Source organism: Gemmatimonadaceae bacterium (genome assembly GCA_037721215.1).
In the GTDB taxonomy this organism is placed as follows: domain Bacteria; phylum Gemmatimonadota; class Gemmatimonadetes; order Gemmatimonadales; family Gemmatimonadaceae; genus UBA4720.
Genome location: JBBJNV010000018.1, coordinates 64,530 through 89,922, shown reverse-complemented (window position 1 = coordinate 89,922; position 25,393 = coordinate 64,530). Strand labels below are relative to the sequence as shown.

General features: G+C 57.9%; 25 protein-coding genes and 1 tRNA gene. 5 read left to right on the top strand and 21 right to left on the bottom strand.

Annotated features, from left to right (window positions below; genetic code table 11):
* A tRNA-Phe gene (locus WKF55_11145) sits at positions 1-73 on the bottom strand.
* A 247-nt stretch (positions 74-320) separates the two neighbouring features.
* On the opposite strand from WKF55_11145, the gene WKF55_11140 reads away from it, so the two are divergent.
* Positions 321-863: a polysaccharide deacetylase family protein gene (locus WKF55_11140; protein ID MEJ7760129.1), complete on the top strand. Its 543-nt coding sequence runs from the start codon at positions 321-323 to the stop codon at positions 861-863.
* Between the two features lie 123 nt (positions 864-986).
* Here the strand turns inward: WKF55_11140 and WKF55_11135 are convergent, their stop codons facing one another.
* Together WKF55_11135 and WKF55_11130 are read right to left on the bottom strand one after the other, a co-directional pair.
* Entirely contained in the window at positions 987-2,558 is a 1,572-nt protein-coding gene (locus tag WKF55_11135) for a serine hydrolase (GenBank protein MEJ7760128.1), read from the bottom strand.
* 103 nt (positions 2,559-2,661) lie between these two features.
* Complete coding sequence (locus WKF55_11130; GenBank protein MEJ7760127.1) at positions 2,662-3,174, bottom strand: MarR family transcriptional regulator; 513 nt, start codon at positions 3,172-3,174, stop codon at positions 2,662-2,664.
* Positions 3,175-3,282: 108 nt separating this feature from the next.
* On the opposite strand from WKF55_11130, the gene WKF55_11125 reads away from it, so the two are divergent.
* Both WKF55_11125 and WKF55_11120 read left to right on the top strand, forming a co-directional pair.
* Positions 3,283-3,936 carry an ankyrin repeat domain-containing protein gene (locus WKF55_11125; GenBank protein ID MEJ7760126.1) on the top strand — a complete coding sequence of 218 codons (654 nt, stop codon included), beginning with the start codon at positions 3,283-3,285 and terminating at the stop codon, positions 3,934-3,936.
* 80 nt (positions 3,937-4,016) lie between these two features.
* Positions 4,017-4,151, top strand: a complete 135-nt coding sequence (locus WKF55_11120) for a hypothetical protein (GenBank protein MEJ7760125.1) — start codon at positions 4,017-4,019, stop codon at positions 4,149-4,151.
* Positions 4,152-4,307: 156 nt separating this feature from the next.
* On the opposite strand, the gene queF is transcribed toward WKF55_11120, so the two are convergent.
* From queF to WKF55_11030, 18 genes are all read right to left on the bottom strand, one after another.
* Entirely contained in the window at positions 4,308-4,709 is a 402-nt protein-coding gene (queF, locus tag WKF55_11115) for a preQ(1) synthase (GenBank protein ID MEJ7760124.1), read from the bottom strand.
* Positions 4,710-4,739: 30 nt separating this feature from the next.
* Positions 4,740-5,693: a rhomboid family intramembrane serine protease gene (locus WKF55_11110; protein MEJ7760123.1), complete on the bottom strand. Its 954-nt coding sequence runs from the start codon at positions 5,691-5,693 to the stop codon at positions 4,740-4,742.
* 59 nt (positions 5,694-5,752) lie between these two features.
* Positions 5,753-6,769, bottom strand: coding sequence for a D-alanine--D-alanine ligase (locus WKF55_11105; protein ID MEJ7760122.1), 1,017 nt, complete (start codon positions 6,767-6,769; stop codon positions 5,753-5,755).
* Between the two features lie 15 nt (positions 6,770-6,784).
* Entirely contained in the window at positions 6,785-8,182 is a 1,398-nt protein-coding gene (locus WKF55_11100) for a pyridoxal-phosphate dependent enzyme (protein MEJ7760121.1), read from the bottom strand.
* Positions 8,182-8,652, bottom strand: a complete 471-nt coding sequence (locus tag WKF55_11095; protein ID MEJ7760120.1) for an energy transducer TonB — start codon at positions 8,650-8,652, stop codon at positions 8,182-8,184. The genes WKF55_11100 and WKF55_11095 overlap by 1 nt, the downstream gene beginning before the upstream one ends.
* Before the next feature lie 9 nt (positions 8,653-8,661).
* Positions 8,662-11,331 (bottom strand): DNA mismatch repair protein MutS, encoded by a 2,670-nt coding sequence (gene mutS / locus WKF55_11090; GenBank protein MEJ7760119.1) that lies wholly within the window; start codon positions 11,329-11,331, stop codon positions 8,662-8,664.
* Positions 11,332-11,354: 23 nt separating this feature from the next.
* Complete coding sequence (locus WKF55_11085) at positions 11,355-12,446, bottom strand: SPOR domain-containing protein (GenBank protein ID MEJ7760118.1); 1,092 nt, start codon at positions 12,444-12,446, stop codon at positions 11,355-11,357.
* Between the two features lie 20 nt (positions 12,447-12,466).
* Complete coding sequence (holA, locus tag WKF55_11080) at positions 12,467-13,528, bottom strand: DNA polymerase III subunit delta (protein ID MEJ7760117.1); 1,062 nt, start codon at positions 13,526-13,528, stop codon at positions 12,467-12,469.
* 52 nt (positions 13,529-13,580) lie between these two features.
* Entirely contained in the window at positions 13,581-14,111 is a 531-nt protein-coding gene (locus WKF55_11075; GenBank protein MEJ7760116.1) for a hypothetical protein, read from the bottom strand.
* Between the two features lie 64 nt (positions 14,112-14,175).
* Positions 14,176-14,814, bottom strand: a complete 639-nt coding sequence (locus WKF55_11070; protein ID MEJ7760115.1) for a sigma-70 family RNA polymerase sigma factor — start codon at positions 14,812-14,814, stop codon at positions 14,176-14,178.
* A gap of 259 nt (positions 14,815-15,073) precedes the next feature.
* Positions 15,074-15,676, bottom strand: coding sequence for an NUDIX hydrolase (locus WKF55_11065; GenBank protein ID MEJ7760114.1), 603 nt, complete (start codon positions 15,674-15,676; stop codon positions 15,074-15,076).
* Positions 15,673-17,064, bottom strand: a complete 1,392-nt coding sequence (locus tag WKF55_11060) for a pitrilysin family protein (protein ID MEJ7760113.1) — start codon at positions 17,062-17,064, stop codon at positions 15,673-15,675. The genes WKF55_11065 and WKF55_11060 overlap by 4 nt, the downstream gene beginning before the upstream one ends.
* Complete coding sequence (locus WKF55_11055) at positions 17,061-18,380, bottom strand: pitrilysin family protein (protein MEJ7760112.1); 1,320 nt, start codon at positions 18,378-18,380, stop codon at positions 17,061-17,063. Before WKF55_11055 ends, WKF55_11060 begins: the two co-directional genes overlap by 4 nt.
* 107 nt (positions 18,381-18,487) lie before the next feature.
* Positions 18,488-19,891, bottom strand: a complete 1,404-nt coding sequence (locus WKF55_11050; protein MEJ7760111.1) for a pitrilysin family protein — start codon at positions 19,889-19,891, stop codon at positions 18,488-18,490.
* A gap of 53 nt (positions 19,892-19,944) precedes the next feature.
* The gene (locus WKF55_11045; protein ID MEJ7760110.1) at positions 19,945-21,315 is read right to left on the bottom strand and encodes a pitrilysin family protein; all 1,371 of its coding nucleotides are present in this window, start codon (positions 21,313-21,315) and stop codon (positions 19,945-19,947) included.
* The gene (locus WKF55_11040; protein MEJ7760109.1) at positions 21,312-21,926 is read right to left on the bottom strand and encodes a YdcF family protein; all 615 of its coding nucleotides are present in this window, start codon (positions 21,924-21,926) and stop codon (positions 21,312-21,314) included. Before WKF55_11040 ends, WKF55_11045 begins: the two co-directional genes overlap by 4 nt.
* A gap of 12 nt (positions 21,927-21,938) precedes the next feature.
* Entirely contained in the window at positions 21,939-23,321 is a 1,383-nt protein-coding gene (locus tag WKF55_11035; GenBank protein MEJ7760108.1) for an MBL fold metallo-hydrolase, read from the bottom strand.
* A gap of 6 nt (positions 23,322-23,327) precedes the next feature.
* Complete coding sequence (locus tag WKF55_11030) at positions 23,328-23,504, bottom strand: hypothetical protein (protein ID MEJ7760107.1); 177 nt, start codon at positions 23,502-23,504, stop codon at positions 23,328-23,330.
* 95 nt (positions 23,505-23,599) lie between these two features.
* On the opposite strand from WKF55_11030, the gene upp reads away from it, so the two are divergent.
* The gene (gene upp / locus WKF55_11025) at positions 23,600-24,250 is read left to right on the top strand and encodes a uracil phosphoribosyltransferase (GenBank protein MEJ7760106.1); all 651 of its coding nucleotides are present in this window, start codon (positions 23,600-23,602) and stop codon (positions 24,248-24,250) included.
* A 189-nt stretch (positions 24,251-24,439) separates the two neighbouring features.
* Positions 24,440-25,378 (top strand): hypothetical protein, encoded by a 939-nt coding sequence (locus tag WKF55_11020; GenBank protein MEJ7760105.1) that lies wholly within the window; start codon positions 24,440-24,442, stop codon positions 25,376-25,378.
* The last annotated feature ends 15 nt before the right edge of the window (positions 25,379-25,393 follow it).

Sequence of the window (25,393 nt, the reverse complement as noted above, 5' to 3'; positions counted from 1 at the left end):
TGGCCAGGGAGGGAATTGAACCCCCGACACGCGGATTTTCAGTCCGCTGCTCTACCAACTGAGCTACCTGGCCGGTACTGCACGCGGGAAAAATACCGCGGTCCGCAATGTAATTCTGGGTGGTTGGCGCAGGAACCCCTCGCGCTTTGGCGTGCGTAATGTCGATAACCCGGCGGAAATCCTTCCAGAACACCAAACACTCGTATCCAAAGTTTTTCATAGAACGGACGCGGCTAATATTCGAATGTGTCCAGAATAGAGGCCAACGCACCCCTGACGCTCGAGGGTCGTTATCCCCGGCCTGTGTTAACCCATAACGAATGTATCGCTACCGGCTGGTGTCGACCGTTGCGTTTGCAGTCGCCTGCAACTCCTCTGACCCGGGGTACGTCCCGCCGGTCAATGGCAGAACAGTCGCGGTAAGTCAGCTCGCTTCCAGCAACCAAGCTGGCGTGCAGGTAGCCATCACGGTGGACGACTTGCCATGGTCAGAGCCGTCTGCCAATGCGGAAATACGAAGCACCGCAAATACCCGGCTCATTCACACTCTTCGTCAGCGTCGTGCACCTGCGTCGCTGTTCGTGAATTGCGCAAAGGCCGGCAATGACATTCCAATTCTGAAAGAATGGCTGGCGCAGGGATTCGATCTCGGCAACCATACAGTGCGACACTTGAGCATCGACCAGGCAGGTGCGGCGGCATGGCTCGAGGACGTCCGCGCCTGCGACATACCGTTGCGCGCACTCATCGAAACGCTCATGTCACCATCGATAACTCCGAATACCTCATCGCCCACGCTTATCAGCGCGCCGCCCTGGCCAGCGACGCCGGCGCGAAGGCAGCGATGGCCGACCTTTACGTGACTCACGTGCGCTCCGCCTTCCGTCACGCACGAGAAGTGTCAAAACGGAAACTGAGCCGGGAAGTAGCAGACGTGCTTCGATGCTGAAGCCGCGCGCGTTCAATCTGCGCTTTCTGCGATGGTCTTACGGCAACCCAGACGCCGGACAGGAGACGCTGGGCGAAGCAAGCCCTTCCGTCGTGGTGCTACCTGACTTTCTGCGAAGCACGATTCCGCTCGATTCCAGCCTCGCGGGTAATCCGTTCTCGATACCGAACTCTACGATCTGCTCCCCGTAGCTCGGATTCTCCCAGCGTGCCATGAATCTTTCGCCATCCCAGTATTCGAGGGGAGCAGTGTGTCGCGGTCCAAACCACAGGGTGAGCCGTCCCTTGTCCGCGCGCACGACAGCATGCCCATACAGACTGTCGCTGTAGGTTCCGGCGTACCTGGAGAGCGAGCGCGGCATACGTGACCCTGCCTGCCGGGTCAAATACAATTTTTGCCGCGCATCCTCATCCACGCGCTGGTTATTTCGAGCCGCCTGGAGCAGACTCCCGCTCCAGTCAGCAGATGGCGCTTCCAGAATCCGGTCGAGCAGCCAGTTCCTCAGCGCGTCGGGAAGATCGTTCGCGAGCTCCTGATTCCCGCGATTCGAAAGCACGACAATTCCCGTGCGCTGATCGGGCAGGAGTGCCGCCTCAGAGCGGAACCCGTCAATCCAGCCACTGTGCCTCAACAGCTTGACTCCCCGGTAGTCCTGCACCGACCATCCCATGCCATATCCCATAAAGCGCACCCCGGGATACCTCACCTGCGACGTGGGTCTGACCAGGAATGGAACCTGAATCCGATGCATCTCAGCGAGCGAGGCCTGACTCAGAATCCGTTTCCCCTCGAATTCGCCGTTACCCAGCTGCATCCGTAACCAGTTCGACATATCCAGGACGCTCGCGTTTATCCCGCCACTTGGCGAGACATTATCGAGATTCAGCCGCGGGACGACCACAGTTTTGCCCTTGGACATTTCATGCGGTGCAGCCACATCGCTCATGGTTCGCAACTCACAAACACTGGTCTTGCTGCGCAGCATCCGCAGCGGGACGAAGATTTCCTCCCGTACCATCGCGTCCCAGGATTTCCCTGCCCGCCGAGAGACGGCTGCTCCCGCGACCTGGTACATCAGATTGCTGTAGGAATACCGCGCGCGAAAACCGGCGTCGAAATCCAGAAAGCGCATCTGTCGCATGATCCCGGCTCGATCGTTCTGCCCGCTCAGCCCGAGCCAGTCACCGCTCGCGAGCCCCGTCCGGTGCACGAGCATATCCCGCAGTGTCATATGCTCCGTCACCCACGAATCCCGCAGACGAAACTCCGGAAGAAGGGTCCTTGTGAGGGTATCCCAGCCCACCGCACCGCGATCGACGAGAATACCGGCCGTTGCCGCGGTGAATGCCTTCGTCAGCGATGCAATGGCAAACACCGTCTGGTTGGTCACACGCGCCTGGCGACCAATCTCGAGAACGCCAAAACCGCGCGATAGAATTACGCTGTCGTTTCGAACGATGGCGATTGCCAGCCCGGGAACATTCCAGGTACGCATCGCCTCGTTGACATAGCTGTCCAGACCCGGAACCGGATCGGACTGAGCACCTGCGCGCTGAGAGGCTGCCATCCCGAGAATGGGCATCACGGCCAGAAATACCTTCAGCTTCATTCGATACCCTCATCACATGTTCAGGTGTGCCTCGGCGCCTTCAGTGTTAGTTGCCGGAACGGTTGGAGTCGATCCGGGTCCGAATGGTTTGAAGCTCCTTGCTCTACCTTTTCCGTTGTCGGCGGGCAAGGGAGCTCACGAGCACCTCCAGCACTCCGAGTGCTTTCTGAAGGGCTCTCCGCTCCACAACCGGGAGAGTGTCAACTGCCCGCGCGAGTGCTGCAACACGGCGATCTCTACCGGCGTGCAGCAGGCGCGTACCCTTCGGGGTCGCGCGAAAGTACGCGACGCGTCCGTCGAGGGCGTCTCCCTTGCGTCGAACGAGACCCTCCGCCTCAAGCGCTCGCACCAGCCGGCTCATGGTCGGTGCCCTTACCTGCTCAGCAGCTGCAAGCGCTGTGAGATTTATGGGCCCAGCGAACACGATGACCGACAACGCTGAAAGACGCGGTGCGCTGAGTCCGGATACATCGTCCTCTCGGCGCAATTGCCGCAACATGTGAATAGCCAGAGAATGAAGCCGATTGGCGCTCTCGCTGGCTGCTGCCGACACGTGTTCGTGCTCCACGCCGGTCGGCAGGTGCGTGGCCTTGCGTGCTGGTTTGGCGTTCGCCATATTCAAATATAGTTAGCAATGCTAAGTTGTTCCAGTCACGGCTGGCTGCACTTACCCACACGTCGCGAGCCGCCTTGGCTGGTTCGCGGCAACGCCCGGGGTCTTTTCATGGATGTCACCGCTAAGCTGCTCGACGCGCTGCAGGCGAATGATGACGGCGCGGCGCTGGAAATTCTCGATGCTTACCCCGAGGCAGCACGCGGAAAGGGGCCGAACGGAGAAAGCCCGGTGCTCATGGCCCTCTACCGCGGGAAATCCAGGCTGGCCGCCCGGATAGCCCGCGGAGCCGAGTTTGATGTCTGTGAAGCGGCTGCGCTTGGAGACCAGGGCCGCCTCGGTGAGTTACTCGATCGGGGTGCATCAACCCGTACGAGAAGCTTCGACGGATGGACCCCCCTGCATCTGGCCGCTTTCTTCGGCCAACCCGAAGCGGCGCGTCTTCTCATAACGCAGGGTGCAGAAGTCGATGCCCTTTCCACAAATTCCACCGCCAATACGCCGCTTTGCGCAGCGCTGGCCGGAACAGGAAACGAGGATATCGTCGTTCTCCTGCTGGACGCAGGCGCAGATGTCAACGCTCGCGCTTCTCATGGAGTGACACCTCTGCATCTCGCTGCATCCCGTGGAGTTGATTCCCTGATCCGGACGTTGATAACCCGCGGAGCGAACGCAGCCGCTCGGATGGGCGACGGCACCACGCCGGCGGCGATGGCAACCGCTCGAGGTCACGAGCAGGCGGCTGCGCTGCTTCTCCCGGTATAACTCCTGCGATACACCTGTCTTTCACGGGTCCGTCTCAACTCGGCCCACGCTGGCAGGCCTTCCGATCCAACGAACAAACGATGAGCAAACTCCTTCGCGGCCTCGCCGCCGGCTACGGCGCCAAAAAACTCGGTGGCGGCTGTGGCTGCTTCGGCACCGTCATCGTTTTTGTCATCCTGTGGCTCATTCTCGGACAGTTCGGAATCTTTCAGTAACACCGGTGGCTGAAGCCGATGTTGCGCCGTTGGATCAACCGATGCACACCAGTCCAACCAATTGGCCCCGGGACCGGGTGATTTAGGCCGAACTCACAGGCAGGCGGAGATGCCCATTAGTAACAGATTGCTACTATAGCAGTCGCTACCTGGGCATCACCGGAGGCTGTTATTCCCGTGTGCCGCCGTGATCACTGACTTGATCCCGCCACGGAGGTTGAAGTCCCCCGCCACCCGCATCCATTTCGGGTTCACCGCACCAACCAGGTCGTCAAGGATCCGGTTCACCGCTCGCTCATAGAAAATCCCGTCGTTACGGAAGCTCCAGAGATAGAATTTGAGGCTCTTCAGCTCCAGGCAAAGTTCCGCGGGAACGTATGTAATCCGGATAATCCCGAAATCCGGAGCTCCCCCTGTCAGCAGCGCGAGTTCTTCAGCGTCACTCTCGATCCCCCCTAACGGGCAGAGCGAAGTGAACTCGTTGCAATCCATGTGAATTTCGTAATCACGGTCCGCGTAGGGATTCGCGAACGTCTCGAGCAGTTCCGGCTTCGGCATCACGAACAATGCACGAATGCGGAAAGCGTTTCAATCGTGCTGGTCAGGTCCGCGCAACTTCTTTGACATGTTGTCGAGCACCCACAGCTCCTCGCTTGTGAGACTTTCAATCCCGTGCTTCGATATCTTGTCCAGCACCGTGTCGAGGCGTTCAGCGGATTGGCGAACACCTTCGTCACTGGAACGCGGCAACGTCGTCGGCCGAAGCGGCTTCGCCACCACTGCGTTGCTTTTCGCCACTACCTCATCTATTCCGTCGCCATGCCGCCCGCGGTCCCGCTCGCGATCTCTCTCTCGCTCCCGCGGCCTCACCCTCGGAACCGCTCTGATCGCATCTTCCGGCTCGTCAGGAACCGGTGACACCCACCGGCGGAAATTATCCAGGCCACCAAACGCGGACACGCGCAGGTATATCCACCCGAATGCAAGCCCGCCCAGGTGGGCCCACCAGCCGATCCCCGAGCCGCTCTTCGCCGAGGATATACCCATTGCAAGATTGATTAGCGCGAGCCATACCACCAGCCACCGAGTTTTCATCGGTATCACGCCGAAGACATAAACCTCTTCGTCCGGCCACCTCAGGGCATATGCGAGGAGCACACCGATGACTGCAGCGGACGCCCCGACGAGCCCGGCATCGCCCTGCAGCAGCAGATGAGCCACACCCCCACCGATGCCACACCACAAAAAGAAATAGACGAAGCCCCTTGCACCCCACAGGCTTTCCACCCGTGGCCCGAACATCCACAGTGAAAGCATGTTGAACACGAGGTGCAACAGCCCGCCATGCACGAACATGTAGGTGACCAGTGTCCACCAGGCAGATGGAAACCTGTCTCCCGAAAGACCCAGTATGCCGAAGACATCCCCGGCTCGCACCAGCGTGAGCTGAAGGAAATAAATGCCCACATTCGCCGCTATCAGCCATTGCACGGCTGGCGTGATTCGGGGGCGCGAAGACGAGTCGAAGGTGGTGTCGGACATTCAAACCTGGCTACAACGAGGGAAGACCTTTTATAACACAGACCGTGCCGCGCGGTTCCTCAGCTCTGTGCCAGACGCACGATCTCTACACATAGGTCGGGAAATGACATTCCCATCGCCGCAGCTCCCTGCGGTATGAGACTGAGTTCCGTCATCCCGGGCAACGTATTTGCCTCGAGGCAATAAAACTCTCCCCGACCCTCTGCATCCTCGGATGCTGCCAGGCGGAAGTCAATACGCGCGTAGCCCCTGAGCTTGAGTGAGCTGAAGGCAGCCACTGCCTGACCCTGAACCCGAGATGTTTCCTCCTCCGTTAGTTGAGCGGGAAATTCCTCGCTCGCCATTCCCGGAGTGTACTTGCATTCGTAGTCGTATATCTCATGGACCGGTTTTATCTCGCCGACCGGCAGTGCGCTGTTTCCAAGGATCCCGACCGTAAGCTCCCGTCCGGGAATAAACTTTTCGATCATCACCTCGTCATCATACCGCCACGCCTCCTCGATCGCGGGCAGTAATTGCTCTCTTGCCTTGACAACTGTCAGTCCCACCGTGGATCCCTGCTTCGATGGTTTTACCACGACCGGGAATCCGAGCGCTCGCTCAACCTCCTCCACCGATGCGGGGGCCATCAGCCATTCGGCCGTCTGAACCCCTGCCGTCCTGAAGAGCTTCTTGGAAAGATCCTTATCCATGGCCAGAGCGCTCGACAAATGTCCGCTCCCCGTGTATTTCACTCGGGCCATATCCAGCAGCGCCTGCAGCGTGCCATCTTCGCCCTGTCCGCCATGCAGCGCCAGAAACACGACATCCGCGTTCGCAATCTCGGGCAACGTCTCGAGTGCAGGCAGGAATGATCCGCCCGTCGATTGTGCCAGGGCTTCAAGCGACGGTGGCTCGGTTCCTACGCCTCCCGCGGCGAGTTCCCTGAGATCCTCTTCACTTATCGCCCCATTGGATGGATCGAACGCGATCACTTCATGTCCGCGCGAACGCAATGCCTCGACAATCCTGAGACCCGAAGCAAGAGAGACGTTACGCTCGGAGGAAGCCCCGCCCATCAGAACAGTGATCTTCAACCGCGTCTCGCTCCTTTACCGCGCCATCATGAAATGCAACATGTCAGACCGGGTCACTATCCCCTGTATCGTGCCGTTGCTCTGGACAAGCACCGCAGGATTCGATTTCGAGAGCAGTTTAACAACGCTGTCAACCTGCTGATCCGCATCTACCGTGGGAAAGGGCGAATCCATTATCTCACTCACGGTAGCGTCGAGTAGCTGGGGATTCTCGAGACTCTTTTGCGACAGTGACCAGTCACTGACCGAACCCACACAGTTCCGCAGTTCCATCACCGGCAGTTGTGAAATGTCGTGCAGCGCCATCAGACCCAAAGCCTGCCTTACCGTCGTGCCCGGGGCGGTACTGACGATCGTTGGCGCTTCTCCTTCCTTTCGGTCGAGCACATGCATGAGAGTGACGCGCGCCGAATCAAGAAGCTGGTTCTCTCTCATCCACTCGTCGTTGTAGACTTTCGACAGATATCGCTCGCCCGTGTCGCAAAGCACCGTCACGACAAACGCCTCCGGGTCGTCGATCTCGCGGGCCACCTTGAGCGCAACGACGGCAATCAGGCCTGACGATCCGCCGACGAAAAGGCCTTCCTCCCGGGTCAGCCGACGCGCCATCGCAAACGATTCCTTGTCGCTCACTGTCCGGTAGTCGTCAATGACACTCATATCCAGAGTTCCTGGAATCTTGTCCTGTCCTATTCCCTCAATCTTGTACGGCACACCCTCTCTTTTTTCTGTGCCATCTGTCCGCCAGTAATCAGCCAGAATAGAGCCGACGGGGTCTCCGGCAATTATTTTGATCGAGGGGTTACGCTCTTTCAGATAGCGCCCCACACCGGTAATCGTCCCACCGGTGCCGGCCCCAGACACGAAGTGGGTTATGCGTCCCTCCGTTTGCTCCCACAACTCCGGCCCCGTCAAGTCATAGTGAGCCTGAGGATTTGCATCATTGTAGAACTGGTCCGCCAGCACGGCGTTTGGCGTTTGCGCTGCAATCCGCTTTGCCATCATCACATAGCTATCCGGATGATCCGGAGGAACCGCCGTCGGCGTAATGATCACCTCGGCCCCAAACGCTCTCAGCAGCCGGACTTTTTCCTGGGACATCTTGTCCGGCATCGTAAAGATGCACTTATAGCCCCGAAGTGCCGCAGCGATCGCCAGCGCGGTTCCGGTATTCCCACTCGTGCCTTCGACGATGATCCCGCCCGGCTTCAGCTTCCCTGTCCGCTCCGCCTGATCGATGATCGGGATCGCGATCCGGTCCTTGAGAGAACCGCCCGGATTGAAGAACTCTGCTTTCCCGTAAACCGGCGTACGAATTCCGCGCGTTACCGCGTTCAGCCGGATCAGCGGGGTCCATCCGATCGTATCCGTGACGCTATCGTAGGGACGCCTGTTGCGCTCTACACTCGCCATCAGCGCTTCGCGCCAGTCGCCGGACTCGCGCTCCCTGATTTACCGAGCACAGTGTCTCCCGGGAGCGGCGTCGCCTCCGGATGCCGGAAAAATACGGGAAACAGGATCGAAACCGGCACGGGCTGTCCGCGAGTCTGTGCAGGAACGAACCGGAGTTCCTTCGAGCCCTTTACCGCCGCCGAGTCGAGCGAAGGAATGCCAGACGTCTCGGCGACGTGGGTGGAATCGCTCACCACCTGACCTTCCTGATCGATAAATACCCGCAACGTCACATTCGCCTGGACTTTCTTTGCATAAAGCGAAGGCGGGTACCGAAATGGAAGCTCCTTGTTGAGCATTACCGGCAGGACATCCGGCCTTGGACCTACGCCAGGTAACGATCCTTTAATCGTCTCATCACCGTTGCTGCAGGCGCCAAGCGACAATACCAGAAGAATTCCTGCTACTGCCAGACTGAACTTCGTGTGCATCACGATAATCTACCCCTGCCTTGCACTGGCCACGAGACGACTCACGAGTACCAGTGCATCGAGTGGTGTGAGAGTGTCGGGGTTGACCGATTTCAACTCCTCCACTATCGGACTCGATGTACCGAAAAGGGCGAGTTGCGGAGATCCCGGAGTTTTCAACGGTGCAGAAGACGTTACTCCACAGGGATCGACCTGCCTGTCAGATCGGCCCCCCAAGGCCGAAACAATCTGTTCGCCCTCGAAAAAGGCGAGCAGTGCTCTAGCTCTGTCGAGCACCCTGGGCGGAAGTCCTGCAAGTCGTCCCACCTCTATTCCGTACGACCGATCCGCCCCTCCCGCAACAAGCCGGTGCAGAAACAGCACCTGATCTCCAGTCTCCCGCACCTGCACACTATAGTTGCACGCTGCTACTAATTTGTCGGTGAGCTGGGTCAATTCATGATAATGGGTGGCGAACACCGTCTTGCATTTCACCTCGTCATGCAGATACTCGCTGACCGACCACGCAATCGACACACCGTCGTAGGTCGATGTACCACGGCCAATTTCGTCCAGCAGCACCAGGCTTTTTTCTGTAGCCGAGTGAAGGATGGCGCTCGTTTCGGACATTTCGACCATGAAGGTGGATTGCCCACGCACGAGATTGTCACTCGCACCAACCCGGGTGAACAGCCTGTCAACAATTCCTATCCGTGCACTCGCGGCCGGCACGAAGCTGCCGATTTGCGCCATCAGGACTATCAGCCCGATCTGCCGTAGTATGGTCGATTTGCCCGCCATGTTCGGACCGGTCAGGATGATCATTCTCGCATCGAGCGGTAGCCGGACATCGTTCGGAATGAACTTTTCCCGCGCCATCATCCGCTCTACTACTGGATGCCGGCCAGCGACAATATCGAGGTCGAACCCATCATCCACGTCGGGCCTCGCGTATCCCTCCCGCTGCGCGACCTCCGCCAGCGTCGAGAGAACATCGAGCTCCGCTATCAGCTGCGCAACGCACTGAAGGCGCGCTACCTGCGCGCCGATACGTTTGCGCAGTGCTTCGAAGAGATCACGCTCGCGTTCTTCGATTCGTTCAGCCGCTGTCAGGACCTTTTCCTCGTGCTCCTTGAGTGCCGGAGTTACATAACGCTCCGCACCGGTCAGGGTCTGGCGTCTCTGATAATGGGCCGGAACAAGATGTGAATTTGTGTTGGTGATTTCGATGTAATAGCCGAAGACGCGGTTGTATCCAACTTTCAGCGAGTTGATTCCGGTGCGGCTTCGCTCATCCATCTGAATTCGCGCAATTGCATCTTTTCCGCCGTCGCGAAGCAACCGCCACTCGTCGAGTGACGCATCGACTCCCGCACGGATGCACAGATCCTCCCCCATTGTCAGGGGAGGACGCTCCACCAGCGTGTCCGTGATATCCAGCGCCAGGTCCGCGCACTGGTCCCAACGCCCCATCAGCTGCGACAGAGAACTGCCGTTGTCGCCTGAAGGCATACCTGATTGCGGTGCCCGCAGAGTGTCATTCCCTACCCCCCCAATCATGCCTTCGAGAACGGCGTAGACATCCGGCAATCGTGCAATCGAGTCACCAAGAGCGCGCAGGTCCCGCGGAGTACCGCGGCCCGCGGCCGCCTTGCTCGCAAGGCGTTCGACATCGCGCACACCATCAAGGGCATCCCGCAGGGATTCGCGCGCGATCGACTCAGAAGCGAAAACCGACACGGAGTCGAGACGCGCCATTATCGCGAACCGATTGCACAGCGGCGTTAGAATCCACTGCCTGAGCAACCGGGAACCCATCGGTGTCAGTGTCCGATCGAGAACCGAGAGCAGCGTTCCCTCTGTGTCGCTCCCTCTCAACGATTCCACCAGCTCGAGATTGCGCCGGGTCATTTCATCGAGCGGCATTGTCGCGCCCGGCCGTTCCACCTTCGGCCGGGATAGATGCGGAAAACCACTTGGCTGCAGCTCGTGCATGTACCGCATCAACGCGCCGGCGGCTGCCAGTGCCGGTGTATCCTGCTCCCCAATGCCGAGTCCTTCCACTGACGCGACATTGAACTGACGGGCGAGATCACTCGACGCGAGTGCAGGATCAAACTCCCATGGCTCCCGCTCGGTTACAAGCGCACCCTCGTCGCGATTCTGCTGAACGAGCCGTGACAACACGCCAGCGTTGCGCGCAACGAGGATCTCCCGGGGTGAAAGCCGGGACAGCACCGAATCAGTGTCGCCTGTGGCTGACACAATGAGTCGAAGCTCACCGGTCGAGAGGTCCGCTGCCGCGATTCCCACTGCCTCTCCCGCTGGAAATACGGCGCAGAGAAAATTGTTCCTGGCCCGATCGAGCATGTCGTCGGCAAATGAGGCGCCCGGAGTTATCGTCTCGACTACTTCCCTCCGAACGATTCCCTTCGCATGTCTGGGATCTTCAGTCTGCTCGCAGATCGAGACCCTGAAGCCTTGTTGCACCAGGCGCCGAAGATAGTCGCCCGCCGCCTTCACCGGCACACCGGCCAGCGGTACCTCCGCTGACCCCCCATTATTGCGCGAAGTAAGTGTCAGCCCAAGCGCTCGCGAGGCAACTTCGGCATCCTCATAGAACATCTCGTAAAAGTCGCCCATTCTGAAAAACAGGATCGCGTTCTGATGACGATCCTTGATCTCCCTGTACTGCTGCATCAAGGGAGTTGATGTCGGCCGGCTCACCGTCCTTCAGCTCGTACCACGATTCCGGTTATCTGTTTTGCCTTGAGCGATCGCTGAACCGCGGCTGCCTGAGATTGAGTCGGATAGCGGCCGATACGAACCCGGAATGGAGCCTTCGTTCCCGACACACGGGTCTCGTAGCCGCTCTTCTGCAGCTTGGCGGCCATCGCGTCTGCCTGCGATTTCACGTTATATGCCGCGACCTGAACCGTGAAGCCAATATCGCCAGCCGAACCGGCGGTGGAAGTCGGTGCACTCGGCAGCGAAATAATGGGTTCCACCTGACTGGGCGCGACATCCCGTGGCCTGGACGGAGGACGCATCGATGGCGCCGCCTGACGCGATGTTTCCCGCGGCCGCTGGATAACTGTGTCCCTGGGAGTGGCACGTCCGGGCGGTACTGGTGTTGCCGCGCGAAGAACCACAGCAGCGGCATTTCCCCCGCCAATACGGGCTGAATCCACTGCGCGCGACGGCGTCACCGTTGGCGTTGTCGGCTGGACGGCAGCCGCAATGACCACGCCGGCACACCGCTGATTCAGATAGGTGATCTGATTACGGAGCTCCGCATCGTTCTCGCCCGTTCGCGCGAGTGCGCTGGCAGTCGCCGCACACGCACGCTGAACGTCATTCTTTTCGAACAGTACACGGGCCATCCAGTAGCCCGTTCGCGCCTGCGACGTTCCGTTGGGAAAATCGACCGTCAGCCGGTCGAGGTGCCTCAACGCACCGTCATAATTTGCCCGCGACATATCGAGCTGCGCGAGACGCAGTAGCACATCCTCCACTCTCGGCGAGAGCGGATGTTCCACAACGATCCGACGATAATCCGATTCCGCCTCTGCCGCCGTCGCTGCAAGCACTGCCCGCCAGTAGATACCCTCGACGTACTCGTTCGACCCGGCTCCGGCGGCACTGATCATAGAATCGACCAACGCCCGGCCAGCGGCCCCGTTCCCGTCGTTCACCATCGTCTGTGCACGACGATAAACGGGGTTCAGTCCAACGGCACCCTGTGACGAGGCAGCAACTGGAAACACCATCACTGCGGAAACGATCAGCGTCGCACGCATGAACACACTGTACATTTTGCCTACTCCCGGCTTCGTCATGCAGCCATTATTCGGTCGTCGTCGACACACATCGATAATACCAGTGTCGCCAGTATCTGTGCCTCTGACGACAGTCCGGTCTCCTTCAACGCGAGGTCAGCGTCGAGCAACGCGTCAAGCGCCCGCTCGAGCGATTCCTCAGTCCAATTTACAACCGACCCAGCCCATATCCTTGCTGCCGATCCCCACGATCGGCCAGTATAAACATTGCCGGCCTGCTTGAGCAGTGCAGAGTATTCGCCCTGCAAGCGGCTCTTTGGCAACCCTTCACTCATCCGACCTGCTCCCCACGAGAGCGCAACTGTCTGAACAGCCAGAACCATAACGACGGAAACCCCCGTGACCTTGGGCTGACTCAGCACATGCGGAATGAGCTCCAGCGCTTGGGATACATCACGCGCGGCAACCTGATCCAGGAAATCAGCCATCGTTTCTCCGCGGCGTATCCCGACAACGGCTGAAACTGCCTCTTCATCTATTTCCCGGCCATCCGAATAGCTTGCCAGCTTTTCGAGCTCAGCCACCAGCTGGTAGAGGTTGGTCCCTACCGCACTGTGCAGCAGCTCCACCGCTCCGTCGGAAATTCCCGTGTTTAGTTCGGTCGACGCATAATGTGTTATCCATTTCGGAATGCGACCGGGGCTCAATTGATTGAACTCGAGCAACGTTGCGCTCTCAGCCAGAGTCTTATCGGTCTTTGCTCCGGTTGCCTCCACCAGAATCAGCACGACATCGGAGGAAGGCTTCGCCAGATAATGGTCTAGCGACTGTCGCCCCCCCTTCTTGAGCGCACCAACATCACGTAGCACAACCGCTCTCCGCTCGGCCATAACTGGCAACGCAAGGAGGGCAGCATTGAGAGATTTGCCGTCGACCTCGTGGGCTCGGCGAATGTCGAGATTGAAAGCACGCAATTCCGGGCTCACGGCGGCGTCAATCAGCTTCCTCATCGCTTCCTCTTTCTGAAAATCGTCGTCACCGCACACGTAGTACACGGCATCGAGCGTTCTCGTCTTCAAAGTGTCGCGAAGCGTTCTGATGGCATCATCGGCGGACATTGCTGCAAATATAGATGTCCGCGGGGGTAAGGCCGCGCTGTTTAGCCCAAAGTCAGCGATTGGATTCCGTCAGCCTCAGATCGGCTGATACGAAATGCGCCTGAGCCTGTTCGGCGAAAAGAGCCGCCGTCCATATGGGCAGGCCTGCAGGGACTGACGCCACCATTGCCGGAGCTGGAGAGACAACGGCTTCGGTTGCGGACTCAGGGAGAGTGGCAACCACGGGAGGCAGTGCTATATCGCGCTGCGTATCGACTTGCCGAAGGGACGTGCCGATATATCCCAGCATCACCACGCTGACGGTCGCGACTGCTGCCGCGAAAATCCGGGAGCTGCCAGACCCGGGAGCTGCCTCCGCCATTTTGGCCTCATGCAGCCGACATTCCAGACGCTCAGCGAAGCCGGCGGAAGGCTCGATCGGCGGCAGGCTGCGAAACAGCATCAGCGCTCGTCGAACCCTCGTGTCCTGTCGCGCACAAATCTGACATTCGCCGATATGGAGCTGCATACGGACCAGCTCTATGCCCGGCAGCGTGTCATCGACGAAAGTGAAATGCTTGTCCCGAAATTCCTGACAGTCCATTGAGCGGTGTTGAAGGTTCGAATACCAGTACCCACACCATGGGCACTGGTTCCCGAATTGACAACTACTCCATGTACGGAGCCACAATCTCGGCGAATGAGTTCCTGGCTCGGTTCAGCCTTGATTTGACCGTGCCAAGGTTGCAATCCGTGATCTCGGCAATCTCCTCGTACGACTTTCCTTCGAGCTCACGCAGCACAAAGACATTTCGGTGATGCTCCGGAAGCTTCGCCACCGACTCCTCGACAATCTCGCGGAGATGACGCTTTCGGTACATATCGTCAGGCCGTGACGTGCTATCCTCGAACTGGAGCGGCCGGTCATCGTCCTGCCAGTTCTTCTGCACTGTCTGAAACAGCACCAGCGGGTTACGCGAACGGTTGCGGAGCTCATTCTTGGCCAGATTTGACGCGATCGTGTACGCCCAGGTCGAAAACTTCTTCGAGCGGTCGAAACGATGAAGATGACGGTAAACCCGGATGAATACTTCCTGCACCAGATCTTCGGCTTTCTCACGGTCGCCGATAGTACGATACACGAAGTTCAGGAGACGAGTCTGATACCTGTCGACGAGCTCGGAAAACGCTCTCTCCTCACCCCCAAGGAATGCGGTGACAACGGCAGAATCGTCCATTGTCCGCAATTGCTCCCTGACGGTCGCTCCCTGATTTGGTATCGATTGCTTACGAGCGATGCTTGCCATTGTCACTACCTCCAAAGAATTGAAAACCTGACGACAGAAGAACCAGTTGAGCCTCGTGGTGTAGGATTCTTTTGCACCCAGACATAATGCAGAGGGTATGCCGTCCGTGTGAATGGACTCAAGTCCTTGTGGTACAACGACTTGACATGCAGTCCTGATTCGTTGCTGTCCAGTGGTGAAGCATCAGGTGTCCAGCTTGGTGGACACTGCTCTACCGCCTTGTTCTACGAGTGTTGGATGCTTTTCGGTTCTGCGGGGTTTACCGGCGCTGCCGGAACGTCGCTGCGAAAAGCAGGGCTATGACTGTTTTCCCGTCGCAGATCTCGCCGCTTTCGACCATCTGAAGCGCTTGATGAAACCTCATCGAAACAGGGTCGAGAATTTCATCTGTCTCGAGATTCGCGTCTCCCCTTGCCAGTCCCCGGGCCATGAATAGATGAATGCGCTCATCCGTAAATCCGGGGGTGGTAAAGATGGTCATCAGGGGATCGAGGTGCTCTGCTGTGTAGCCCGTTTCTTCCTTTAGCTCCCGCGACGCGCAAGCCAGGGGAAGCTCGCCCGGGTCAAGTCGGCCAGCGGGAATTTCCAGGATGTATCCCCCTGTCGCGTATCGATACTGCCTGATCAGAAGCACCTCCGCGTCATCGCGGTCAGGATCATTGAGGAAGGGCAGCACGGCACTGGCTCCGGAATGCCTGATCATTTCCAGATCGCCGGTGGTTCCATTGGGGAATCTGACGCTGTCCACGTCCAGTGAGATGACGCGCCCGGTGTATAGCCGCCGCGACCCTACCTGGCCAGACAAGTCACTACTCGTCCCAATCCGCCAGGGACCGACATCAGGATCAGGCCCTTTGGTCACTCTTCCGCACTGCCCGACGTTACAAGTGCTGCGACGACCGGCGCCAAAGTGGGCGCCACGGGCCCGAATCCCAGCGATTCTATCGCCTCCCTGATAATTGCCACGTCTCCGACGACCACGACCTGGAGTGCCTCTGCATCGACATGCTTGCACGCTGCAGCAAGGACATCGGCCGATGATACGGCACGCACCTTTTCCCGGTAGGTATCGTAATAGTCGTCGGGCAATTCAAATATCACCATATTTGCGAGTGCCGACGCAATCGCAGCTGTCGTTTCGTATCTGATTGGAAAGACGCCGTCGAGATAGTCAGTGGCCAGGGTCAATTCGTCGACCGGTATCTCTTCGCTTCGCATGCGATCGATTTCCGTCAGCGTCTCCCTGATTGCATCCGCCGTGACTTCGCTTTGCACCGCTGTCGATATCACAAACGGCCCGGCATTCCTGCGCCAGTCAAAGTGTGACGACGCACCGTATGTGTAGCCATGAGCCTCGCGCAGGTTGAGGTTGATGCGCGATGAGAAAAGCCCGCCCAGAACAGCGTTCATAACCACGATGCCGAAATAATCCGGATGCTTGCGCTCTACGCCTACATGTCCAATCCTGAGCTCGGCCTGTGCGGCATCCGCCTTTGCCACCAGCGCTATAGCTCGATTCGTCCGTGATCTCTCGTCCACCGTTTTTCGGGCGGGATGATGCTGTCCCTTCCAGAAACCCAGTGTACTCTCCAGCAGTTCCTCCGCTTCATCGGTGTCAACATCGCCTGCAAGAACGATAGTCGTGGCACCAGGGCCATAGTGGCGCTGATAAAACTCTGAAATATCCTCGCGGCTAATTGAGGAAACTGACTCTGTGCCCCCGGCAAGTGGTTCGGAGTATCTGGATCCCCCGGCATATATGAACTTGGCGAATGATTCATCGGCTAGTCCGCGGGGTTCAGAGAGAATCTGCATGCGTTCCGCGAGACGCTCACTACGAAGCCGGTCGATGTCCTTCGTCAGGAACATGGGAGACGTAAGTACCTCGCCAAACAGCGCAAACGCTTCGCCGAAGTGTTCACTGAGAACGGTCATGCCGACGATAGTGCTGTCCCAGTCGGCCCCGGCCTCCACAGATGTGCCGAGGCTTTCAAGCTCCAGCGCCAGCTCGAGGCCATCTCGCCGGGCAGTACCTTCTCGCAATGCGTCTGCCGTGAGAGATGCAAGACCTTCCTTACCGTCCGGGTCCGACGTGCCACCAGCGTCGATAATGGCCAGTACGGTCACCACCGGCAGTTTCTTTACCGGCGCAATGATGAATCCAACCCCATTGCTCAGCTTGCGTCGCTCGAACCGGGGAAACCGGTAGTCTCGCGGCGCACTCGCAGCAGGTCGTGGTAAAGTTGTCATGGCGCAGCAGCCCCGATCAGGTTCCCATTTGTGCCCGCGTCCGCATCAGCGTTCGCCTTGGGTATGTAGAGGAGTACTGCTCTGTTTTCTCTACCCAGCCTTGAGCGAATGAATTCATTCACCCGGTCAACTGTGACAGAACCGTATTTCGCAGCCTGTTCATTGACCAGCTCGGGCTGTTCAAAGTAGGTCGCAAACATCGACAGCCTGTCGGCCCTTTCGCTCGCCGATTGCATCGCCGTGATCATGTCTGTCTGAATAAGTGCTATTGCGCGCTGAATTTCCCGGCTCGTGACTCCATCGCTGAACAGTGCGTCGATCTCACGGCCAACTTCGGCTTCGAGCTGATCGGGAGTCGTCTCGGGACGGGCAGTCACGTCGACGATCAGCAAATCGCTTCCCTTTGACAGATCGAAGGTGAATGCTGACACATCCGCTGCTACCTGGCGCTCGCGTACTAGAGACCGGTAAAGCCTGCTCCCTCTTCGCATTCCGAGAACAGCGCCGCACACGCTTGCGGCATAGTATTCATCGCTCCCGAAGGCCGCTGAACGAAAAGCCAGATACATGCGGGGAAGGCTGACATCGTCTTCCACTACCAGCCGGGGGGAGTTGCCGAATGTGGGTGGCAGATCCATCGGCGGAAGTGCTGGCTTCCCCTTGCCGCGCGGTATCGATCCGAAATACCTGATGACCAGCTCCCGTGCGTCAACGGGTTCGAAATCGCCCGCAATGGAAAGAACGGCATTGTCCGGAGTGTAGTAGGTCGCGAAGAACTGTTCTATGTCGGTCAGAGATGCTTCTGACAGATCTTCCATCGAGCCGATGAGCGAGTGATGGAACGGGTGCGATTCGGGAAACGCCAGCGTCGGGAGTTTTTCCCACCAGGTTCCGTATGGCTGGTTATCCACCGACCATCGTCGTTCATTCATGACGACATCACGCTGAGTGTCGAGTTTCTTTTGAGTCATTGCCGGAAGCAAGGCGCCCATCCGGTCTGCCTCAAGCCAGAGAGCAAGCGCAAGCTGATTCGATGGAACGGTCTCAAAATAGTTTGTGCGCTCGAGCCAGGTCGATCCGTTGAGCGTTCCGCCAGCACGCTGTATCAACTCGAAATGTTCATTCGCCCCGACGTTTTCCGATCCCTGGAAAAGCATGTGCTCGAACAGGTGCGCGAAGCCGGTGCGGCCAGGCTTCTCGTTTGCCGATCCTACATGATACCAGAGATTCACTGCTACAATGGGCGCCGTTCTGTCTTCTGAAAGTGTCACCAGAAGCCCGTTATCGAGGCGGAATTTTTCTATTGGTATGCGCATCTCGTAATGATAATGTTCCAGCCCTGCATAGCACGGAAATCAAAAGCGGGGCCCGGATGACGACGATCATCCGAGCCCCGCCTGATTCGGTCTCACCCATCAGCTGCTCACTGCGAAATTGGCCGTCCTGTAAAATCCCTGATCGATAGAGGACCTGCGTTGACAGCCCTCAGCCCTGCTTCGATTGATTTACGATCACCCACGATCACTATCGCCAGTGATTTAGGATCGATGTACTGCCGCGCAACCCGCTGAACGTCCGCCTGACCGATTGCGTCGATCCGTTGCACGTAATTGTTATAGTAGTCGAGAGGTAGACCATAGAGGGCCACCGGTACGAGTTGACTTGCGATCTGCTGCGATGTCTCGAATTCACCAGGAAGGCCCAGCTGCAGGTATCGCTTTGCCTTGTTCAGCTCGACTGCCGGAACTGTATCGCGAATTGCGTTCAGTTCCTTGAAGAATTCAATCAATCCGGAATCCGTCTTCGCTGTGACGATCTCTGCTGAAGCGGTGAACGGTCCTGCGGAGCGGCGCATATCAAAAGCCGATCGCGCACCATATGTATAGCCGCGCGTCTCTCGAAGGTTCTGGTTCAGCCGGCTGGTGAACGACCCGCCCAGAATCGTGTTGAGAACATTCAGGGCAAAGTAGTCCTTTGTGGACCGCGGTACGCCAATGCTCCCTATCCGGAACGACGATTGAGCTGCCCCTGGCTTATCAATGAGATACACCGTCGTGGCCTCCGCTTTCGGTGCTGCGCCAAAAGTGAATGGCGTCACACTGCCACGCTGCCAGCTGCCAAAGATTGCGTTGATTTTTCTCTCGATCTGCGCGGGCTTGACGTCGCCGACAATGATGAGTGTTGCGTTATTCGGCAGAAAATTGGACCGATAGTATGCCTTGAGATCAGCAACGGAAATTGCGTTCACCGACCCTTCGTTTCCGATCAGGGAATGTCCATACGGATGCTCTGAGCCATAGAGAATCGATGCGTATGCCTGACTGGCGATTGCTGTTGGCCGGTCCTTCAGCTGAATCAGGTCCGTAAGCCGGTTCTTGCGAATGCGCTCGAACTCCTCCTGCGGAAATGCCGGTTTCAGCGCAACCTCGGCGAAAAGTGCAAGCGCGCTGTCCAGCTGAGCGGTGGGTGCATGGAGGCTGAGAGTTGACGCGTCCCAGCTGCTCCCGGCAGCGAGACTGACGCCGAGATACGCAATCTGATCGGCAATCTGGAGGCTGGTTCTGCTGGTTGTACCCTCGGTGAGCATGGTGGCGGTGAGGTTTGCGAGTCCGCCCTTGCTTGACGGATCCATCGTGCCGCCACCCCCCACGACAAGAATGAAATCCGCCACCGGGATCTCATGCTGCTCTACGATCATCAGCTTCAACCCGTTTGAAAGTTGACGGGTGACAATCGGCGGAAGCGACACCTTGGACGGCGGACCAAGTGTCGGAATCTTCGACCTGTCGAACGTTTTCTGAGCGTCAGTCGTCGTTGCAGTCGCCACGTGAGCGCCGATCAAAACGGCTGCGGTCAGCGAAAATCCCGAATACCGGCCGATCACCGTACACCGCCATTGGCCTTCAACATCATTTCCGTTTTCCCCTCGGGGACGACTGTAAGCACAACCTTGGGTTTTCCGAGATACTGGCGTGCTACCCTTTGAACATCCGCACGCGTGACACGGTCGTAGCGCAACGCATCCTGCTGTACATAGTCCGGAGTACCCGCCATGTAATTGTAGGAGTTCAGGATGTCTGCCTTGCCCTGAACGCTTGCCAGCCTGTTTATGAAGCTCGCCTTGTACGAGTTCTTGACCCGCGCCAGCTCACGCTCAGTGATGCCCTCACTCGTCAACCGCTGAATCTCGGCCTGCACAACCTTGTCGATGTCCATCAGGCTCTGCCCGGGCTTGGGGGTTACGTCGATCTCGAACTTGCTTGCCAGCCTGGCAGATTGTTGCGACGCCCTGACACTCTGCGCGACCTGCATCTCGTAAATCAGCTTTTTGTAAAGACGAGAGTTCTTGTCGCTGGCCAGGACAGCCGCCAGAACATCCAGAGCCGCGTCATCCTTATCGAAGAGCTTGACAGTGGGCCAGGTGTAAAAGGCTCGTGGAAGCTGGACACGGTCCTCCAGCACGATGAATGTGTCCCTGGCAAGAACGATCGGAGCTACCGTTGGCCGAGCTGGAAGGGCAGGTCCGCGCGGAATGTCTCCGAAATACTGCCTGACGAGCGCTTTCGTGCTGGCCGGATCAAAATCTCCGGCGATTGTCAGCGTAGCGTTGTTGGGCGCGTAGTACGTGCGGAAAAAACTCTTCACGTCGTCGAGCGATGCGGCGCTGAGGTCTGTCATCGAGCCAATGACCGACCACGAATATGGATGTGTCTTCGGATAGAGCGCCGCCAGAATCACCTCGTCCGCTCGGCCATACGGCACGTTATCCACACTTTGTCGCCGCTCGTTCTTCACGACATCGCGTTGAAGATCGAGCTTCGCCAGGTCCATTGTCGGCAGGAGAAAACCCATCCGGTCGGCGTCGAGCCAGAGAGCGAGCGGCAATGCGTTTGATGGGATATTCTCGTAGTAGTTGGTACGGTCTTCGGTAGTCGAGCCGTTGTTGTCCCCACCCGCTGCTTCGAGTTCCTTGTCAAAAACACCCACACCAACGTTCTGCGAACCCATGAACATGACGTGCTCGAACAGGTGCGCGAATCCGGTCCGGCCCGGCTTTTCGTCCCCCGAGCCTACCTTGTACCACGTGTTGACGGTAACAATCGGCGTTGAATGGTCCTCATGCAGGATCACCTCGAGACCATTCGGGAGTGTGTACTTTTCGAATCCGATTTTCGGAACCGATTGCGCGCGAACCTCAGCTGCGACGCCGGCTATTAAGTAGCATAACGACACTAAAAGGCGTTTTTTCACATCTTCCTCTCGAATATGAAGGTCAGTGGCGCTTTCATGGACTCGTTCAACATGTATTTCCAGCGCTCCTCGCGATTTGGCGAGATGGGACTTGTCCGCGTGGGCGACGTGTAGGGAATTATTCCAAACCGCCGTCCTAGAATGGACAACCGCAACATGTGAAATGGATCGCTCACGAGAATTGCGGTCTTGTCGCCACGTCGTTCCAGCATGCGCGAAACAGCAAGCATCGATTCACGGGTCGTTCTCCCCTCGTTCTCCAGGAGGATAGCCCGGTCGGGTACCCCGTGCCTTCGTGCGTACGTGCGACCGACCGCCGCCTCGCTCGTCGTGTCGCCGGACCCGGTTCCTCCGGTAACTATTAGCACCGCCGCAATTCTCCGGTTCCACAGCCCGATTGCATGGTCGAGTCGGGCTTTGAGGACGGGTGACGGTCGTCCATCGTACTGTGCAGCACCCAGCACCACGATCGCATCGGCAGGTCGCGCCTGATCGGTCGAGCTCGATATGAGCACGGCAACCATCCAGCCGGTCCAGAGGAACAGCACCGTCAGGAGAACACTGGAGAATATGCGGAAACTCCGTCGGACGATGCGTCCCAGCCGGGCCATTCCGGAAATTACCTAGAAGGCAATCCGCGCGCGTGGGTCGGGACAGCTCACGGAATACCCTTTTGCGGCGAGCGATGCCCGGTACACATCCTGAACTTCCGGCTCGCCGTGCACCAGCCACACCGGTCCCAGCTTCGGCGAGCTTTCTTTCACCTTGTCTATCCACGTGGTGAGCTCGCTGCGATCGGCGTGAGCGCTGTATCCGTTGATCACTTCAACCCGGGCACGAAGTGGAACTTCGTCACCGAAAATTTTCAGCATCGGCTGCTTCTCCACAATTCGGCGGCCAAGGGTGTGTTCTGCCTGAAAACCGACGATGAGAATTGTATTCCGTGGGTCGCTCGCGCCGTGGGCGAGATGATGAAGGATGCGCCCGGCCTCCACCATTCCAGACGCGGCAATAACGATCAACGGGCCCTTCGCCCGCCCAATTGCCTTGGATTCTTCCACACTGCGTGTGAACTGGACCAGCGGAAAGTCGAACAGCTCCTTGACGGTTTTTACCATGTCCTCGGACTGATCGTACGTTTCAGGATGCATCGCGAAAACAGTCGTGGTATCGATCGCCAGCGGACTGTCCAGGTAAATCGGGATAGACGGAATCGCGCCTTCGCGAACCAGTGAGTGCAGGTTGTAAAGCATCTCCTGGGTACGGCCCACGGCGAAAGCGGGAATGAGAACCCGCCCACCTTTTGCGGCAGTCTCTCGTATTACTTCTGCCAACCTTGACCGCGCACCCTCAACCGATTCGTGATCACGATTTCCGTACGTGGATTCCATGATTACGGCATCGGCTCCGGTCGGCGAGACCGGATCACGGATTATCGCCAGTCCGGAGCGCCCTATGTCACCCGAAAACACCAGCCGCTTCGTAACACCGGCCTCCGTACAGTCGAGTACCACCGATGCAGAGCCGAGTATGTGGCCGGCGTCTACGTAAGTTCCACGAACGCCTGGTACCACATCGAACGGCTTGTTGTAAGGCACGCCAACCATGAGCTCCATTGTCCGTATCGCGTGGCGGATACCATATAGCGGCTCGATGAACTCCTTCTTTCGTTTGGCAAGAAATTCGGCATCCTTTTCCTGAATGTGGGCGGAGTCTGCAAGCATCACTGCGCACAGATCGCGGGTTGCCGCCGTTGCCCAGATAGTCTTGCTGTAACCTTCCGCCACAAGAAATGGCAGACGACCGGAATGATCTATGTGAGCGTGCGAAAGAACGACCGCATCGAGCCCGGCAATCGGCACCGGAAGCTCGCGGTTCTTGTCGGCAGATTCGCTGCGCCTCCCCTGAAACATCCCGCAATCGAGTGCAACCGTGTGACCATTGACGTGCAGCAGATGACACGAACCCGTGACTTCGCGGGCCGCGCCTGCAAATGTTATTTCCACTGGTCGCTATCCTTCAGCTGCGGCACTGCGCTGAAACAGAATTGTCAGTCGCTGTTCGTCCTGTGACATCAGGGCGGGTTCCCAGCCTCCTCTGCTCCGTTCATTCAGGAGATCTGTCAATGTGTCTTCGTCTTCACGCGTATGACGGGTGAGTTTGACTACGACAGCCTGGTATTCTTTCATGCGAAAGCGGCTCGGGGATATCTTATGGCTATCATGGGCCTGAAATTCTTCGGGCTGGGTTTGTTCGCAATTCCGCGGGAGAGGCAACACAAAAAATGATTGAACATCTCGCCGAATTTCCGACGCTGACAATAATCCGGCATCCACTCGTTCAGCACAAGCTGACAATCCTCAGAGACCGCGAAACACCAACCAAGATCTTCAAGGAACTGGTTGACGAGATCGCAATGTTGATGGCCTACGAAGCGACGATCGATCTCACGGTTGAGCCACTCGATGTAGATACTCCTCTCGAACGTACCGCCGGTCGACACATTAGCGGAAAGAAGTTGACACTTGTTCCCATTTTGCGTGCCGGCCTCGGAATGGTGGAAGGAATTCTTCGACTTGTGCCGGCTGCACGAGTGGGGCATATCGGCCTCTATCGCGATCATGAAACACTCATGCCCGTGGACTATTACTTCAAAGTGCCGGGCGATGCCGCTGAACGGGATTTTTTTGTTCTTGACCCCATGCTCGCTACTGGCGGAAGTGCTGTAGCCGCAATTGACTCTCTCAAGCGAGCCGGAGCTACACGCCTCCGGTTCCTGTGCCTTGTTGCTGCACCGGAGGGTGTACGGCGCCTCGCTGCCGCTCATCCCGACGTGCAGATCTACTGCTCGGCACTCGATCGTGAGCTCAACGGCCAAGGCTACATTCTTCCGGGCCTCGGCGATGCCGGAGACCGACTCTTCGGCACCAGATAGTTCGTACTTTCTCTGGCACCGTTCGTTCGTTCTTCTTACCCCGTCATAACGGGCAAGCGCTTGCTCTCGAACGGCCACCTAGGCCCAGTTCGGCGAAAATACTGCCCTTGTTGAAGATTTCCTGTAGGCGTATTTTCTCGAATCACGAAGCGCGTTGCGCTCTCCTCCCCACCTGCGACCTGGTTGTTGATGCTGATCAACCTGCTGCCTGATTTCTTCGCAGTTCTCAACAGCACCGATCGCATCGCGGCCTACCTCCGCTACTTCGACAACCACCGCAGCCTGCTGGAGTCCTACTGGACCAACTACGTCGTTGATCCGGACAGTCCCCATTTTGCCGAAGTGGTGAAATCTGCTGCACTAGCAGACCGGGCTGACCTCAGGACGATGCTGGAACGCATGGATGTCGTCACACTTGCCCGCAATACTGAAGATCTCTGTCACTCGCTGCTGGAATTCGATTCGAGCATCGATGTCGTACTGATGGTGGGTGTAGGCGCAGCCAATGCCGGCGAGCTGGTTGTCAACGGACGAGGGATTGCTTTTGTCTGTCTCGAGCATTTCACTAGCGTCGCTAATCCGGAGACGAGCGGCCTGGGGCTGGATCCGGAATTGATTCCGCTCTGGCTTTCGCACGAGATCGCTCACGCTGTTCGTTACACATCACCGGGAAGCCGAAGTGACATCCGCACCATCGTCAACGAGATGGATGGCGCCTATTCCTACTGGGAAACCGGCAAGCGCGTTTCTCTCCGCGAATTACTGATCAATGAAGGCATTGCCGTTCATGTGTCCCGTTTGATCAGCCCCGGCCATGCTGCCTGGGAGTACTACGGATATAACCGCCGGGAATATGCACGCATCAGGGAAATGGGGCCGGTGGTTGCGCGTTCCCTCATCGGCAATTTCGAAAAGTCCGGGCTTGGACTCAGATTGAAATATCTGTCTGACGGAATGAGCGACGATGCCCGCAGAGCAGGCGACGTTGTCATACCGGAAAGAGCCGGATATTACATCGGTGCAAAAATGGCCGATCATGCGATTGCTTCCAAAGGACCGGCATGGACAGTCAGGGCCAGTGCTTCTGAAATCGCGGCGGTTGCCGGTGAAACGGCGGCCAGCGCATAATACTTAAGAAGGATT

Coding starts and splice junctions, on each gene's coding strand:
- WKF55_11120 (MEJ7760125.1), top strand. CDS start 4,017: ATGAGCAAACTCCTTCGCGGCCTCGCCGCCGGCTACGGCGCCAAAAAA.
- queF (MEJ7760124.1), bottom strand. CDS start 4,709: ATGCCGAAGCCGGAACTGCTCGAGACGTTCGCGAATCCCTACGCGGAC.
- WKF55_11095 (MEJ7760120.1), bottom strand. CDS start 8,652: ATGCACACGAAGTTCAGTCTGGCAGTAGCAGGAATTCTTCTGGTATTG.
- holA (MEJ7760117.1), bottom strand. CDS start 13,528: ATGTCCGCCGATGATGCCATCAGAACGCTTCGCGACACTTTGAAGACG.
- WKF55_11135 (MEJ7760128.1), bottom strand. CDS start 2,558: ATGAAGCTGAAGGTATTTCTGGCCGTGATGCCCATTCTCGGGATGGCA.
- WKF55_11075 (MEJ7760116.1), bottom strand. CDS start 14,111: ATGGACTGTCAGGAATTTCGGGACAAGCATTTCACTTTCGTCGATGAC.
- WKF55_11085 (MEJ7760118.1), bottom strand. CDS start 12,446: ATGTACAGTGTGTTCATGCGTGCGACGCTGATCGTTTCCGCAGTGATG.
- WKF55_11140 (MEJ7760129.1), top strand. CDS start 321: ATGTATCGCTACCGGCTGGTGTCGACCGTTGCGTTTGCAGTCGCCTGC.
- WKF55_11100 (MEJ7760121.1), bottom strand. CDS start 8,182: ATGGCGAGTGTAGAGCGCAACAGGCGTCCCTACGATAGCGTCACGGAT.
- WKF55_11055 (MEJ7760112.1), bottom strand. CDS start 18,380: ATGCGCATACCAATAGAAAAATTCCGCCTCGATAACGGGCTTCTGGTG.
- WKF55_11020 (MEJ7760105.1), top strand. CDS start 24,440: ATGCTGATCAACCTGCTGCCTGATTTCTTCGCAGTTCTCAACAGCACC.
- upp (MEJ7760106.1), top strand. CDS start 23,600: ATGATTGAACATCTCGCCGAATTTCCGACGCTGACAATAATCCGGCAT.
- WKF55_11030 (MEJ7760107.1), bottom strand. CDS start 23,504: ATGAAAGAATACCAGGCTGTCGTAGTCAAACTCACCCGTCATACGCGT.
- WKF55_11060 (MEJ7760113.1), bottom strand. CDS start 17,064: ATGACAACTTTACCACGACCTGCTGCGAGTGCGCCGCGAGACTACCGG.
- WKF55_11130 (MEJ7760127.1), bottom strand. CDS start 3,174: ATGGCGAACGCCAAACCAGCACGCAAGGCCACGCACCTGCCGACCGGC.
- WKF55_11070 (MEJ7760115.1), bottom strand. CDS start 14,814: ATGGCAAGCATCGCTCGTAAGCAATCGATACCAAATCAGGGAGCGACC.
- WKF55_11110 (MEJ7760123.1), bottom strand. CDS start 5,693: ATGTCCGACACCACCTTCGACTCGTCTTCGCGCCCCCGAATCACGCCA.
- mutS (MEJ7760119.1), bottom strand. CDS start 11,331: ATGCAGCAGTACAGGGAGATCAAGGATCGTCATCAGAACGCGATCCTG.
- WKF55_11040 (MEJ7760109.1), bottom strand. CDS start 21,926: ATGGCCCGGCTGGGACGCATCGTCCGACGGAGTTTCCGCATATTCTCC.
- WKF55_11125 (MEJ7760126.1), top strand. CDS start 3,283: ATGGATGTCACCGCTAAGCTGCTCGACGCGCTGCAGGCGAATGATGAC.